Annotated in this window: 15 protein-coding genes; all 15 read left to right on the top strand. The window is 49.8% G+C overall.

What is annotated here, in order from left to right; all coding sequences use genetic code 11:
• Positions 1–128 precede the first annotated feature (128 nt).
• The 15 genes from EV209_RS05575 (at position 129) to EV209_RS05505 (ending at position 15,324) form a co-directional block, all read left to right on the top strand.
• Complete coding sequence (locus EV209_RS05575) at positions 129–1,241, top strand: metallophosphoesterase (protein WP_165388821.1); 1,113 nt, start codon at positions 129–131, stop codon at positions 1,239–1,241.
• Between the two features lie 97 nt (positions 1,242–1,338).
• Positions 1,339–1,881: a stage V sporulation T C-terminal domain-containing protein gene (locus EV209_RS05570; protein WP_130433836.1), complete on the top strand. Its 543-nt coding sequence runs from the start codon at positions 1,339–1,341 to the stop codon at positions 1,879–1,881.
• A 165-nt stretch (positions 1,882–2,046) separates the two neighbouring features.
• Positions 2,047–2,322 (top strand): HU family DNA-binding protein, encoded by a 276-nt coding sequence (locus EV209_RS05565; RefSeq protein ID WP_130433834.1) that lies wholly within the window; start codon positions 2,047–2,049, stop codon positions 2,320–2,322.
• Complete coding sequence (locus EV209_RS05560; protein ID WP_130433832.1) at positions 2,322–2,561, top strand: RNA-binding S4 domain-containing protein; 240 nt, start codon at positions 2,322–2,324, stop codon at positions 2,559–2,561. Before EV209_RS05565 ends, EV209_RS05560 begins: the two co-directional genes overlap by 1 nt.
• An 89-nt stretch (positions 2,562–2,650) precedes the next feature.
• A complete protein-coding gene (gene yabP / locus EV209_RS05555) occupies positions 2,651–2,941 on the top strand; it encodes a sporulation protein YabP (protein ID WP_130433830.1) in 291 nt (96 codons plus the stop codon).
• Entirely contained in the window at positions 2,941–3,417 is a 477-nt protein-coding gene (gene yabQ / locus EV209_RS05550; RefSeq protein ID WP_130433828.1) for a spore cortex biosynthesis protein YabQ, read from the top strand. The genes yabP and yabQ overlap by 1 nt, the downstream gene beginning before the upstream one ends.
• Positions 3,418–3,434: 17 nt before the next feature.
• Entirely contained in the window at positions 3,435–3,722 is a 288-nt protein-coding gene (locus tag EV209_RS05545; RefSeq protein WP_130433826.1) for an FtsB family cell division protein, read from the top strand.
• 38 nt (positions 3,723–3,760) lie between these two features.
• Entirely contained in the window at positions 3,761–4,690 is a 930-nt protein-coding gene (locus EV209_RS05540) for a tetratricopeptide repeat protein (protein WP_130433824.1), read from the top strand.
• A gap of 148 nt (positions 4,691–4,838) precedes the next feature.
• On the top strand, positions 4,839–6,452 hold the full coding sequence (locus tag EV209_RS05535) for a SpoIIE family protein phosphatase (protein ID WP_165388820.1): 1,614 nt from the start codon (positions 4,839–4,841) through the stop codon (positions 6,450–6,452).
• Positions 6,453–6,506: 54 nt separating this feature from the next.
• Positions 6,507–7,853, top strand: coding sequence for a tRNA lysidine(34) synthetase TilS (gene tilS / locus EV209_RS05530; RefSeq protein ID WP_130433820.1), 1,347 nt, complete (start codon positions 6,507–6,509; stop codon positions 7,851–7,853).
• Positions 7,843–8,367: a hypoxanthine phosphoribosyltransferase gene (gene hpt / locus EV209_RS05525; RefSeq protein WP_130433818.1), complete on the top strand. Its 525-nt coding sequence runs from the start codon at positions 7,843–7,845 to the stop codon at positions 8,365–8,367. The genes tilS and hpt overlap by 11 nt, the downstream gene beginning before the upstream one ends.
• Before the next feature lie 19 nt (positions 8,368–8,386).
• Positions 8,387–10,258 (top strand): ATP-dependent zinc metalloprotease FtsH, encoded by a 1,872-nt coding sequence (ftsH, locus tag EV209_RS05520; protein ID WP_130433816.1) that lies wholly within the window; start codon positions 8,387–8,389, stop codon positions 10,256–10,258.
• Positions 10,259–10,585: 327 nt separating this feature from the next.
• Entirely contained in the window at positions 10,586–12,649 is a 2,064-nt protein-coding gene (locus EV209_RS05515; RefSeq protein ID WP_130433814.1) for a glycoside hydrolase family 13 protein, read from the top strand.
• 27 nt (positions 12,650–12,676) lie between these two features.
• Positions 12,677–13,831 carry a GGDEF domain-containing protein gene (locus EV209_RS05510; protein WP_130433812.1) on the top strand — a complete coding sequence of 385 codons (1,155 nt, stop codon included), beginning with the start codon at positions 12,677–12,679 and terminating at the stop codon, positions 13,829–13,831.
• A 296-nt stretch (positions 13,832–14,127) separates the two neighbouring features.
• Positions 14,128–15,324 (top strand): ABC transporter substrate-binding protein, encoded by a 1,197-nt coding sequence (locus EV209_RS05505; RefSeq protein ID WP_165388819.1) that lies wholly within the window; start codon positions 14,128–14,130, stop codon positions 15,322–15,324.
• Positions 15,325–15,362: the final 38 nt, after the last annotated feature.

The raw sequence follows: 15,362 nt of genomic DNA, 5'->3' as shown, positions 1-15,362 counted from the left end.
GGAGGCCCTTTCTGATTCATGCTTTTCTGAATTTTAATTCCAAAAATCTCTTGACCTCAAGCTGGGTTACAATGTTAGAATAGAAAAAGGCAATGCTGATTAAAATGGGAAGAGAGGGAGCCGGAAAAATGCGTTGGAATTTTTACCTGTTGAACGCCTGCCTGATCGCGGCTGCGGCGTTTTGCTTTTATTTTGTTTACAGAAGGTTTTTTGAGCTATTCGGATTGAAAAAGGGAAGCTGGGGCAGCCGTGCGCTGAGCGGGGCAGCCGGATTGGCCAGCGGGCTGATGATCTGGCCTGTATACGGCTTCGGCGCTGTAGCAGCGCTCTGCCTGCTGGCAGCCTGTGGGATCACAATGCTTCTGCACCTGCTCCTGTACAGAAGCAGGTGGGGAAAAAGCAGATGCTGGTATGTGCTCTCCCACAGCTATTTGCCGGGCCTGGTTCTGGTGGGGATGATGCTGGGATACGGCTATTATAATATGCACCATATTATAGAAAAAGATTATACAGTTTACAGCAGTAAATTAGAGGCAGGACAGTCTCTTCGCATTCTGGCCATAACAGACCTGCATTTAGGGGTGAATATGGATGCCGCCAGACTGAAGGAAATTTGTGATGAAGCGGAGAAGCAGGTTCTGGATCTGGTTGTTCTGGGAGGCGATATCTTTGACGAAAGTACTTCCAGAGCGGAAATGGAGCGGGCAGCAGCGGTGCTGGGCGGTATAAACAGTACCTATGGGACATTTTATGTATTTGGAAACCACGATCCAAATTTGTACAGACAGGACCCGTCCTATACGTCGGGAGAACTGCGGGATACTCTTTTAAACAACGGTATCATGGTGCTGGAAGATGAAGTTATGGTGGTGGGCGCTGATCTGGCGGTGATCGGCCGAAAGGATGCCGGCAGAATGGACAGAACGGAGATCGGAGAGCTGGCGGCGCAGGCGGAAAATGACAGATTTATTTTGCTCCTGGACCATCAGCCTGTGGGCCTTGAGGCAAATGCTGCTGCAGGAATTGACCTGCAAGTTTCAGGACATACGCATGGCGGGCAGATGTGGCCCACCGGACCGGTAATGGAATTTTTTGGCGTTAATGAGATGAACTATGGTATAAGAAAAATTAATAACTTACAGGTGATTGTGAGCTCCGGAATAGCAGGCTGGGGTTATCCGCTGAAAACAGGAGCGCCCTGTGAATATATCATTATTGATGTGATGGGAACTTCATCCTGAAGTGGAAAAACTCTGTTGATTTTTTGTATATTTCTCCGTTTTTGACAAACAATAACAGCATTAGTAAAGGATAATTCAAAAATGGAGGAAACAGGAGATGAAAGCAACTGGAATAGTAAGGCGTATAGATGATCTGGGCAGAGTGGTAATTCCCAAGGAGATCAGAAGAACCCTCAGACTGCGGGAAGGAACGCCCCTGGAGATTTTCACGGACAGAGAAGGGGAAATCATTCTGAAAAAATATTCACCAATGGCTGAATTGGGTGCCTTCGCGCGCCAGTATGCAGATGCTCTGGCATCCGGATCGGGATGTATCGTCTGTATCTGCGACCGGGACCAGGTACTGGCTGCCACCAATGGAGCAAAGAATCTTATGCAGAAACCAGTGAGCAAGACGCTGGAACAACTGATTTTGGGGCGCGAGGTCAGGATGACCGGAAAGGGAGACCAGAAATATGTTCCGGTTACAGCGGAAGGCGAGGAATTCAGTACGCAGCTGATAGTCCCTATCCTGAGCGAAGGCGATGCGGTGGGGGCTGTTATTCTGCTGTCCAAAGACACGCGTATGAAGATGGGGGAAACTGAACTGAAGCTGGCCCAGACCGCGGCAGGGTTTCTCGGAAGGCAGATGGAGGGATAGACAGCGCCTGAAAACCGGCAGTGCAGGGGGAAAATGCTGAAAAACCTTGACAAAGGAGATAAGACGGTTTATAAATAAGTTGTATCTGCACTGCATGTACTGAGGCGGCAGAGGAAGAAAAGATGCACTTGGTGCTAATAATAGGAAAACTAGGAGGATTCACAAATGAACAAAAAGGAATTGGTTGCAGCCATCGCAGAAAAGAGCGAAGTAACAAAAAAAGATGTGGAGAAGGTGATGCAGTCCTTTACAGAAGTTGTATCTGAAGAACTGGCAAAAGGCGAGAAGATCCAGATGGTAGGCTTTGGAACTTTTGAAGTAGCAGAAAGAGCAGAAAGAGAAGGAAGAAATCCCAAGAGCGGTGAAGTGATGACCATCGCTGCATCCAAATCTCCCAAGTTTAAGGCTGGCAAGGCACTGAAGGACATTGTGAATAAATAATGAGACTGGACAAATTTCTTAAGGTTTCCCGCCTGATCAAGCGGCGTACTGTGGCCAATGAGGCCTGTGATGCCGGAAGGGTCCTGATTAACGGCAGGACGGCTAAGGCGTCGGCTTCTGTGAAAGCCGGAGATGTGATCGAAATAGGGTTTGGCACGAAGGCAGTGAAGGTTGAAGTGCTGGATGTGCAGGAAACTGTGAAGAAGGATGAAGCAAAGGAACTGTTTCGTTACCTTTGAACTCTGAGCCCTTCAGAGAAACTGAAGGGAATATTTTCAGAGGCCTCCCCATATACTTTACCGTATGGCAGAGTTGGGGAGGTTTTTTTATGGAAGAAAAAAGGCCCGTGTCTGCCCGGCCTCATCAGCTGACAGCCAGAGGCAGGCGGAGCGCATCAGTGACAGGTGTGAAAGATGTGCTGTCTTTTGACGAACAGGAAGTGATGCTGGAAACAGAGCTGGGACTTCTTCAGGTTAAAGGGCAGGAGATGAAGGTTAAGAGGGTGGCCCTGGAATCCGGGGAAGTGGACATGGAAGGGCAGATCGACAGCCTGGTATATTCAGACGCAGGACATTATCGGAAATCCGGCGAATCTTTCCTGAAAAGGATGCTGAAATAATGGGGGAGCAGATTGCGGCACAGTGCAGGTTGTTTTTGGATGGGCTGTGCCTGGGACTGTTGCTGGGATTTGTCTATGACTGGCTGCGCCTGCGCAGGAATTTAATCCGGGGCGGGCACATATGGATGGGAATAGAGGATTTTTTTTATTGCATTTTCAGCGGGCTTATGATGTTCGGACTGTTCTACCGGGACAACAGCGGAGTGGTCCGGTGGTTTGCACTGGCGGCGGCAGGCATAGGTTTTTTTCTGTATAGAAAAGGGCCAAGCCGGATATTTCTGCCCGGGCTGACATATTTGCTGACAAAGGCATGGGAACTGGTAAAAAAACCCATTATATTTTTGGGCAGGGGGTTGAAAAATTTACATAAATCAGTTACAATTAAAAAAAGTTTAGTAAAGACGGCCTCAGATTCTAAAGGCCGGCGGGAACGTGAGAAAATAAAGAACAAAATCAGAAAGGGGAGAGAAAATTGAGCCTGCAGTCACGCCGTATGCGTAAACTTCAGAATTCAAACCGTGCTGGTCTGCTGGTTGTCTGCCTGATTGTAATTGTTTTGGGCGCGGCGATGGCAGTGGGCAGCGCGTCTCTCCGCCAGAAATCTTCAGAGTATGAACAGCAGAAAGAGGCGCTGGCGGCGAAGATCGCCGGGGAGCAGCAGCGGTCTCTGGATCTGGAAGATTATCAGAATTATACCAAGAGCAAAAAGTTTATCGAAGAAATGGCGAAAGAGAAGCTGGGCCTGGTTAATCCTGATGAAATCATATTTAAAGCGCAGTGAACACTGGTACAGCTGGATATGCGGGGGAGGGAACAGATATGACAGGGAAGCGGAAATGGTGGTATGAAGCGAAGGCGGCATTTTGCCGCCTTTTTGGTTATTTTATGGGAAAGGGAAGCTGGGCGGCAGGAGGAGCCGCGCTGCTTTTGGGCTTTGCAGGAAGCCTGTTTTTGTATGAGACCGCTTCTGCCAACCCTGGAAAGGAGATCGCGGCCTATAGAAAGGCGCTGGAGGCGGAAGAACAGAAAGAATATGAAAAGGCAATACGCATGTATCAAAGATGCGGAGATTATGCGGAGGCGGCCGGCCGTCTGGGACAGTGCAGGTACCGGTATGGGGAAGCGCTGGCCGGGAAGAAAAAATATAATGCAGCGATAGAAATGATCAGAAGATCAGGCTACAGCGACTATAGGGAGAAGGTACAACAGCTGTATTACAGGCAGGGACAGCAGCTGATGAATGCCACGAAATTTCACAGGGCTGTTTTGGCGTTTCAGGCATGCAGGGAGGCAGAGGGGGTCGAGGAGCAGCTTCTTCTGGCAAAGTATTACTGCGTGCAGTCAGATAAGACTGACAAAGCGCTGAGGCAGAAATATCTGGCCGAACTGGCTGCTTTGGATTATCGGGACAGCCGGAAAATTTTGGAGTCTCAGCAGGAATGGTCAGTATTGTTTACAGTGAATTATTCCAAAAAATATGATACGAAAAATGAAGAAATATTGAGCCGGGGCAAAAGAATTTATTTTCACTTCACCATAGAAGGCGGCGACGGAAGAGGAGTGCTGTGCAGATATGAGGCCATTTGGCCGGATGGTTCTGCGCGGGCCGGCGTAATGGAGGACTATTTGTATGAAGGTGATAAAGCCTTTCTCTGGATTGACTGCGATCTGCCGGGGAATGTGACAGTAAACATATTTAATGATGCTGATTATACGCTCATCGGATCAAAAACGGTGCGCCTGGAATAAAAAAGGCTTTACAATCGCTGCCCTGCAGCCATATGGCGCTGCGGGGCGTTTTTTGTCAAAAACTTTTTTGTACATGCTCTGTGTTTTTGACAGACATTGACATTTCCGCCGTGTATAATAGGGGACAATGAAGACAGGAGGCGGAGAGATGAGTCAAAGACGATGGTTGGATGTGGGCAGAGCGGCCGTGGGGCTGGCGGCTGCGGTGCTGTTTATCATAACAGTGTGGAATGGTCCTGGGATGCAGATGGGCGTCTCGGTGATTGAAACAATGTGTCTGACGGGGGTGCTGTTAGGAGCTTACCGGTATGGCGCAGGGACGGGAGCAGTCTGCGGCGCAGCCTGCGGAGTTTTTTATGCGGTTTGGACAGAAGATATGGCGATGCTGGGAATATTATGCATTCTTGGTGTTCTTGCCGGAAGCTTCCGGAGGCTGGGGAAATTTCCCTGCGCATTGGCTTATCTGGCCGGAGCAGTGAGCGCGGGAATGCTTTATACGCCGGTGCTGCTGCTTCAGACTATGCCTGCAGTGCTGATGGCGGCAGTGATTTTTTTCATGGTTCCGGTCCAGATGGTTCAGGAGGGAATCCGGAGATCAGATTATGCCCAGCCTGCCGGCCTGGAAGGCTCCTGCGGGGTTTTGGAACGCCGGCTGAGCCTGCTCTCAGATTCTCTGACCCAAATTGCAAAAACATTTTCTGCCATCCCACAGGATCTGGAATTGGGGCAGGATGGGGGAGCGGTGATTTGGAAGAACCGGTATCTGGAAAGCCGGAATGCAGTAGCGGACCAGATGTTTGAACTGTCGGGATTTATGCAGGATTTTCGGGACAGGCTGGAAAGAACTATGGATGTGAGTGTAGAACTGGGCCCGGAATTAAACCGGCGCCTCAGAAGGATGCATCTGGAAACAGAACAGCTTCGGATGCTGGAAGGGGCCAACCGCAGGAGAGAAGTTCTGATGGTTGTGCGGTGTACCAGAGGAAGAGCAGCGGTGCGGCAGCTGGCTGCGGAGGTAAGCGCTGCGGCGGGCAGGCGTTTCCGGCCGGATCCGTCCTGCCGGGCGGAAATAGGGGAAGAATTCTGCCAGATTCTGCTGGAGGAAGAGACCGCGTTTATGATGCTGCATGGCGTTGCCAGGGCTACCAGAGAAGGAGAGCAAGTTTCGGGAGACTGTTTTTCTTTTCTGAAACAGCCCGGCGGTAAGATTTTTCTGGGGCTCTGTGACGGAATGGGATCCGGACAGCAGGCTTATGAGGAGAGTGAAGAGGCTATTGAATTGGCAGAACAGCTGACAGGGGCCGGGTTTCAGCCCAAGACAGCGGCCCGCCTCGTACATACCAGCCTGCTGCAGCGCCGAGAAGCAGTGCATCCTGCCGCTATGGATGTAGCGGTGGTGGACCTCTATTCTGGTCTCTGTGATTTTGTAAAGGCAGGGGCTGCGGCTACTCTGATCGACCATGGGGGCCAGGTGGAAATTTTCAGCGCATCCTCTTTGCCTCTGGGGGCAATTGCAGAAACCGAGCCGGTGGAACGGTTGTACAAATTAAGGGACGGGGATAAAATCATCATGGTTACAGACGGAGTTCTGGAAGCGCTGCCGGGAGAAAACAAGGAAGAACAGCTCAGCCTGTATTATCAGACGCTGTCCAGCCAGAAACCGGGGGAATTGGCCCAGAGCTTACTCAGGTATGTGCGGGGGCAGAGCGAAGAGGTTCGGGATGATATGACCGTTCTGGTTGCGGGAATCTGGAAAAAATGATATACTGAAACATATGGGGCAAGCGTATGGAAAAGGTGAGAAGGAGCCTGATTGATGATAGAACGGATCTGTTCTTTTATCCGAGAATATGAAATGTTTCAGCCCGGCAATGGAGTTCTGGCAGGAATATCCGGCGGGGCTGATTCTGTGTGTCTTCTGCTGGTCCTGCATCGGCTGCAAGAAGAGCTGGGAATCAGGATTCAGTGCGTGCATGTGCACCACGGGATCCGGGGTGGGGATGCGGACCGGGACGCCGCGTTTGTGGAAAATCTCTGCCGCAGGCTTGGGGTTCCTTGTGCCGTGGAGGCTGCAGACGTGCCCGGAATCGCGGCGGAACATCATATGAGCCTGGAAGAAGCGGGGCGGAACGCCAGGTATGAAATTTTTGAGCGGCGCCGCAGGGAAGGCGGGCTGGACAAAATTGCTGTTGCGCATCATATGGACGATGCGGCGGAGACAGTTTTCATGCAGCTGCTGAGGGGCAGCGGCTTCAGGGGGATGTCTGGAATACGGCCGGTGCGCGGCAATATTGTGAGGCCGCTTCTGAGGTGCCGCCGGAGTGAAATTGAAAGCTGGCTGCGTGAACAGGGACAGCAATGGTGTACGGATTTTACGAATCTGGAAACAGACTATACCAGAAATTATATCCGGCTGGAGATTTTCCCGGCGCTGGAGGCAGTGCAGCCCAGGGTGCGGGAACACTTGCTGAGCGCCGCGGAACTGTTTGCAGAAGCTGATGAAGAGTTTACCGGAGAAGCGGAGGCTTTCCTGAAACAGTACGGGAAGATGGCGCGGCAGGGAGGGCTGGCGCTGCCGGCAGATGATTTTCTGCACCTGCCTGTGAGCCGGCAGAGATACGTGGCCCGGCTTGCGGTACAGCATGAATCAGGCACCCTGAAAGATCTGACGGCAGGCCATGTGGAGCGGATTTTAGAGCTTGCGGTGCGTCAAACCGGCAGGAGAATCGACTTGCCGGGAGGAATTGCTGTAAAAAAGTCTTATGATAAACTTATTTTTTTCTCTAAAACAGAGGGCGCTGCGGAAAAAAGAAAATTCCGAGCGGTTTTTACTTATTTTCCCTTTAAAAAAGGAGAAAAAATCCCGGAAAAGAGCTATACGAAATGGTTTGATTATGATAAGATTAAGAATGGTGCGGCGCTGAGAACCAGGCATCCCGGCGATTTTCTGCAGGTGCTGCAGTCCGGGGGCACAAAGAAGCTGAAGGATTATTTTATTGAAGAGAAAATTCCCAGAGATCAGCGGGACAGCCGGTTATTACTGGCGGATGGGAACCACATTATCTGGGTGGTGGGCGGACGCATCAGCGAAGCATATAAAGTTACGGACTCCACGCGCAGGATTATGCAGGTGGAGGTAGAGGAGTACAGAGATGGAAGATAAAATCAGAGTATTACTGACAGAAGAACAGGTGGATCAGAAAATTCAGGAACTGGGAGAGGCGATCAGCAGAGATTACGCGGGAAAAGAGGTTCATCTGATCTGCGTGCTGAAAGGCGGTGCCATGTTTACCTGTGAACTGGCAAAAAGGATAACGGTTCCGGTGACAATGGATTTCATGTCCGTGTCCAGTTATGGGAGCGGCACAGAATCCAGCGGTGTGGTGCGGATTGTAAAGGATCTGGATGAACCGCTGAAGGATAAACATGTGCTGATTGTGGAAGATATTATCGATTCCGGCAGGACGCTGGCATACCTGATTGAGATTCTGAAACAGCGCGGCCCCAGCGATATCAGGCTGTGCACGCTATTGGATAAGCCCGAGAGGCGGGTGAAGAAGCAGGTAAAGGTGGATTATGCAGGATTTTGTATTCCGGACGAATTTGTGGTGGGCTACGGCCTGGACTATAACCAGAAGTACCGGAATCTGCCTTATATCGGTGTAGTGGAATTATAAGGCAGAAAGGGAGGAAGACGTGGAAGGAAAAACAAGAGGGATCGGAGTTTATCTGGTCATTATTGCAGGGATTCTTGTGCTGTTCTATTTTCTGCAGAAGAATCTGTATGCGCCGTCCGAGCTGACCTGGCAGCAGTTTCAGGAAGCAGTGGATCAAGAATACATTGAGTCAGTGGTAGTGACTCAGAATCCGCAGCCGCCCACCGGACAGCTTCAGCTGAAACTGAAGGGCAACAGCTCTATGGCGGTTTTGAATGTGTCCGATGTGGTGGACATGGAGAAATACCTGAGAGATCATAAAATTGATTACTCCGTGTCAGATGTTCCCCAGCAGAATACCTTTATGACCACTATTCTGCCTGTGGTGATTGTATCTGCTCTGATGCTGGCGCTTTTTATGTATATGACCAACAGGACGAATGCGGGAGGCGGCGCCAATGCGAAGATGATGAATTTTGGCAGAAGCCGCGCCCGGCTGTACCAGCCAAGTACCAACCGGGTGACTTTTTCCCGGGTGGCGGGGCTGCAGGAAGAAAAGGAGGAGATGCTGGAAGTTGTGGATTTCCTCAGCGCTCCCAAAAAGTATGTGGATATTGGGGCCAGAATCCCCAAGGGTATTCTTCTGGTGGGCCCTCCGGGTACTGGTAAGACGCTGCTGGCGAAAGCGGTGGCCGGAGAGGCGGGCGTTCCGTTTTTCAGTATTTCCGGATCGGATTTTGTGGAAATGTTTGTGGGCGTGGGCGCTTCCCGGGTCCGTGATTTGTTTGAAGAGGCCAAGAAGAATAGCCCCTGCATAGTATTTATCGATGAAATTGACGCGGTGGGCCGCCGGCGTGGAACCGGTATGGGCGGAGGCCACGATGAAAGAGAACAGACGCTGAATCAGCTGCTGGTTGAAATGGATGGCTTTGGCATCAATGAAGGAATTATTGTGATGGCCGCGACAAACCGGGTGGATATTCTGGATCCTGCGCTGCTGCGTCCGGGGCGTTTTGACCGCACGGTGGCGGTAGGACGTCCGGATGTGAAGGGCAGGCTGGAGATCCTGCAGGTGCATGCTGCAAACAAGCAGCTGGGCGACGACGTGGATCTGAATAAAATCGCTCATACCACCTCGGGCTTTACCGGGGCCGGCCTGGAAAATCTGATGAACGAGGCGGCGATCCATGCGGCCAGAAGAAACAGCGCTTTTGTACAACAGAAGGATATTGAAGCGGCATTTGTGAAGGTAGGCATTGGAGCGGAAAAACGTTCAAAGGTGATCTCTGAGAAGGAAAAGAGAATTACAGCCTATCATGAAGCGGGCCACGCTATCCTGTTCCATCTGCTGCCGGATATGGGAGAGGTGCATACTATCTCCATCATCCCCACGGGCGTTGGAGCTGCCGGATATACCATGCCCATGCCTGGAGAAGATGAGATGTTTAACACCAGGGGCAGGATGCTGCAGAATATTACGGTGGCGCTGGGCGGAAGAGTTGCGGAAGAGCAGGTATTTGACGATATTACCACCGGAGCTTCCCAGGATATTAAACAGGCTTCAGAACTGGCCCGGGCCATGGTGACGAAATATGGCATGTCCGAGCGGGTAGGACTCATTAATTACGATACCAACGAGGATGAAGTGTTCATCGGCCGGGATCTGGCTCATACCAGAAGCTACGGCGAGAGCATCGCCACGCTGATTGACGAAGAGGTGAAGCGTATTATGGACGACTGCTATCACAAGGCCCAGGCTTTGATCAGAGAGCACCGGGATGTGCTGGAAGCCTGCGCACTGCTTCTTCTTGATAAGGAAAAAATAGGAAACGATGAGTTTTCGGCTCTTTTCGGTGAAGAGAAAACCGGTGAAAACAATCAGGCAGATAAAAAGGAGATAGATTACGTGTAATTTGAACAAGGCCGGGGCTGTGAATTGAAAAGACCGGCTGGCAAACTGCATAAAACATTTTTTGAAAAAAATTCATGTTTGTGCACACTTTTTTTCTTCTTCATGCTATACTATGTAACGTAAACCCCCCCAATACATTATATAGTTTTTGCTACACCCCATAAGAAGAAATACCTTCTCCGCAAGAGGACAGCAGATCGACCGGCTGTCCTTTTTGCTGTCCTTTTTTAAAATTATGTTGTAAAAAGCCGGGGAATATTATAGAATAATAACATCAAACAGATTGGCAGACGGAGTGATCCGCTGTATATAGAACGGAGTTAAAAAATGGGTCATACAGTTTCTGTACTAAATCAGGATGCGCTGTTTTGCGATGAAACGCCGGATTACCGCATCCCGATGGAACCGGGGCCAGGAGAAAAGGTGACTCTGCGTTTCCGGACAGCCCGGGACAATGCCACGCAGGTTTATTTAATATATGCCCAGAATACGGAAGTCAAGATGTATAAGGCATTCTCTCTGGGCTTATTCGATTATTATGAGGCTTCTCTGACCGTTGGGGAAGAGCCTGTTTTTTACTATTTTGAGGTTACCAGCGGCAGCGATATGATCTGCTATGACAAGCAGGGATGTACGAAACAGGCGCGGGATGCTTATCTGTTCCGGATTACTCCAGGCTTTTCCACTCCCGATTGGGCAAAGGGTGCGGTATTCTATCAGATTTTTGTGGACAGGTTCTGCAATGGCAGCCTGGATAACGATCCTTTGACAGGAGAATACGCCTATATTGGCGGCGGGATCGAAAAGGTGGAGGACTGGTCCGCTCTTCCGGAGCCTTTTGACGTGCGCCGGTTTTATGGCGGGGATCTGCAGGGCGTGCGGCAGAAGCTGGATTATTTACAGAGCCTTGGCGTGGAGGTAATCTATTTCAATCCTCTGTTTGTCTCTCCTTCCAACCATAAATATGACGTGCAGGACTATGATTATATAGATCCCCATTTTGCGGTGATTAAAAAGGATGAGGGGGAACTTTTGCCGGATGGAGGCATGGACAACAGCAAGGCAGAGCGTTATATCTGCAGGACAGCGGCTAAAGAGAATCTGGAGGCCAGCAACGAATATTTTGCGGAGCTGGTTGAAGAAATCCACAGCCGCGGAATGCGGGTGATTCTGGACGGTGTATTTAACCACTGCGGTTCTTTTAATAAATGGCTGGACCGGGAACGGGTTTATGAAAATCATCCCGGCTATGTGAAGGGCGCTTATATCGCCAAAGACAGCCCATACCATTCTTATTTTAGTTTTCATGGAAACAAATGGCCATATAACGGAAGCTATGACGGCTGGTGGGGGCATGATACGCTGCCGAAACTGAATTATGAAGAAGAGAGCGGCCGGCTGAAGCGGCATATTATGGAAATCGGCCGGAAATGGGTCTCTCCCCCGTATAATGTGGACGGCTGGAGGCTGGATGTGGCAGCCGATCTGGGGCACAGCGTAGAATTCAACCATCAGTTCTGGAAAGAGTTCCGGGAAAATGTAAAACAGGCCAGGCCGGATGCGCTGATTCTGGCGGAACATTATGGGGACGCCTCTTCCTGGCTGCAGGGAGACGAATGGGATACGGTGATGAATTATGACGCTTTTATGGAACCGATCACCTGGTTCTTAACCGGGCTGGAAAAGCACAGCGATGAATTTAACTGGGGACTGTACGGAAATGGGGACTGGTTTTTCCGGACCATGGGCCATAACATGGCCAAGTTTCAGATCTCTTCCCTCCATACGGCGATGAACGAGCTGTCCAACCATGACCATTCCAGATTTATGACCAGGACCAATCATACGGTGGGCAGAGTTTCTGGCATGGGACATGAGGCGGCGGGACGCAATGTAAATAAAGGGATTATGAAAGAAGCCGTGGTAATCCAGATGACCTGGCCGGGAGCGCCAACCATCTATTATGGGGATGAAATCGGCATGGTGGGCTGGACTGATCCTGATAACAGAAGAACGTTCCCCTGGGGGAAGGAAGACTGGGAGCTGGTGGAATTTCACCGTGACATGATCCGCCTGCGCAAGCATATCAGCTGCCTGCGGCATGGCTCCTACAGGCAGCTGCAGTCTGGGGCCCATCTGATCGTTTATGGCCGTTTCAACCTGGAAAATCAGGCAGTGGTGGTAGTGAACAACAGCCGTGAAGAAAGGGATCTGAGCATTCCCGTATGGACAGTAGGAATTCGCGACGGGGAGATCACCAGGGTGATGCAGACCTGGAAGGAAGGGTATAATGTGGGGCGCCTGAAATGGAATGTGGAGGGCGGAAGGCTCCAGGTGAAGATTCCTGCTGTTTGTGCGATGGTGTTTGCGGCAGGGCGGTGGGAAGAATGAAAAGAATTTAAAAACTGAAGAGGTTGTATGATGGAGCTGCTTGAGATAATTAATGATCTGGTGGTAATAGCTTTTGATCTACTTATGTTTATGAAACTGATCTCTTTGAAAAGGGATTGTTTCTTTTCTCGTGCAATCATGTATGGGGGCTGTGCTCTGATCATTATAAGTTATTTTGCAGCAGTATACAGATATCAGGTGGCGGCATCTCTGGCCACTGTTTCCATCATGACGGTACCAAGCCTGATCCTGTTTTTCTGTCTGTCCAGACATAAAGACAGCCGTTTTTTCCTGACATTCTGTTTTGTGGATACAGTTTCCCTGATTATAGCTTTTATAGGCAGATGTCTGGGGATCTGGGCGGGCGAGGCGGGACAGGTATTGTCCATCATTGTGATCGTATCCATATATCTGGCCATTTTTCGGGCCGGCAGAGAATATTTCCGGAAGTACCATGAGCTTTTGGATGTTCTGGAGGCTGGTTGGCGGAGTATGACTGTAGCTACAGTTATAATTTATTTTGTTTTGATCTTTATTGCCGCATATCCCCGGCCCATGGTAGAACGCCTGGAATATATTCCTGTCTATTTGGCGGTAAGCGTAATGATTATATCCTGTTATGTGGTGTTTGTTATGTCCATTATTAAAACGCAGAAGATACATGATCAGAATAAATATCTACAATACGAAAAAAAGTTATATCAGCTGGCCTATGAGGATGCGCTTACGGGTCTGCTTAATCGCGCATCCTATGTGGAATGTGTGCAGAAGGTGATGAGCGGTGAAGGGAAGGCTGACCTTTATTGCATTGCTTTTGATATGAATGGTTTGAAAAATATTAATGATACAAAAGGCCACGCCATGGGAGACAGGGCGTTAAAAGCTGTAGCGGAGTCCCTGGCAGCTGTGTTCACAGGCTATGAGAGTAAAATATTTCGGATTGGCGGAGATGAGTTTATTGTATTTTTGAAAAATACAGAGAGTCTGGATATTCAGGCCGTTCTGGCGCAGTTAGACAGCCATTTGGAACGGCAGGGCAAAGAGCTGGGAACATCTTTGTCCGCTGCCGCAGGCTGGTGTTTTCTGCCGGCCGAAGAGCATATGCGGATTGAAAAGGCCCTGGAACAGGCGGATAAAGAGATGTATGCCGTAAAAAAGAAGATGAAAGAGAAGATTGTCTGAAGAGTTTAACTGATAAAATATGCAGAATCTGAAAACTTACAGAAAAGCGCGTGTACCAAGCGGAAAGGCAGGAGAGCCGTCATTCTGATTTGATACATGTGTTTTTTATCTTGTCCCGTACCAGAGATATTTCAATATGATCGTAGGATACACTCTGGCAATTTGCGAAAAATCTGGTAGAATTTCTGGAGAAGGCCAGAAGGGGTGAAAAGATGAGATTCAGAACAACAGGAAAAAAAATTGCTGCCTGTATAATTGGAATATTGTTGGGACTCGCAGGATGTGGCGGCCCTGAAATGGGAACGGCGGGGTCGGACGGGAATGCGGGGGCTGCAGAGGAGGAAAAGATCACAATACGGCTTTTGATTGATGAGCAGAATGTGCCATACTATCAGGAGATTGTCCGGGAGATGGAGATCATGTTTCCTGAATATCATATTATATCGGAACCATGGGAACAGATGCAGGCGGAGAAACGGGTAAAAACAGCGTTTGCATCCGGCGCGGAAACCATTGATGTAGTGAAGTGGTTCCCCAATCAGATGGGGACATTTATCTCTTCAGGAATGGCGCTGGATTTAACGCCTTATATGGACGAGGAATGGTCCAGCATATGGTCGGAGCACGCGCTGGAGATCGGGACTTATGGAGGAAAGCTGTACAGTGTGCCGAATACTACAGTATATCCGATGATTGAAGTGAACGAGGATATCTTCCGGCAGGCAGGTGTTGAAGTAAAAGAAGGATGGAACTGGCAGGAATTTGAGGATGCGTGCCAGAAAATCCAGGAAAGGACCGGTGCGTTTCCCTTTGGGATCAGGGATACAAGGGTCTGCTGGATGATGCGGAACGCCATGCTCCAGGTATGGCCTTCTGAGAGCCAGACAGAGCTGTTCTGCGAAGGGGAAATCAGTTTCCGGAACAAGCGGCTGGTGGGGGCACTGGACAAGGTGAATGAATTATTTGTCAGAAATTATGCCTATCCGGGAGGCGCGGCAGCATTTTCACAGACCAACGAACAGATTAAGGACGCTTTTGCCAATGGGGAGATTGCAATGATGTTCAATGTGAACAGCAACGGGATGCAGTCGCTGAGAGATATGGAGGCGGCAGGCTGGGAGAATATCAGGATTGTAAATTATCCCACCATGTACCAGGCCGGGCGCAACTATATTCTGGGAGGCTGCGACGGGTATTTTATCCCTTCCAATACGGCCCATCCGGACGCAGCCGTAAAAGTTCTGAAATACCTGACCAGCAAGAGAGTGTTCCAGAAGCAGGCGGAGTATGGGGACGTGATCCCTACAAAAGCGGAATTGTCAGGAGAAACCACGGAAGAATTCTCCAAAGATTCAGCCCGAGTGTACTCCAGGGAGGTGATGAACCTTTCCTCACAGATGTATGACTATATCAATAATGATCTTGCTTCCGGTTATTACAAAAACAAGGAAAACGCGCTGAAAAAACTGGAACAGTTGCGCGCGGGGGAATAGAAAATCCAATATTATCGTAGTTTCCTGGAATACAATGC

The sequence above is a fragment of the Cuneatibacter caecimuris genome (genome assembly GCF_004216775.1).
Lineage (GTDB): Bacteria > Bacillota > Clostridia > Lachnospirales > Lachnospiraceae > Cuneatibacter > Cuneatibacter caecimuris.
This window is presented reverse-complemented; position numbering and strand designations above follow the sequence as displayed.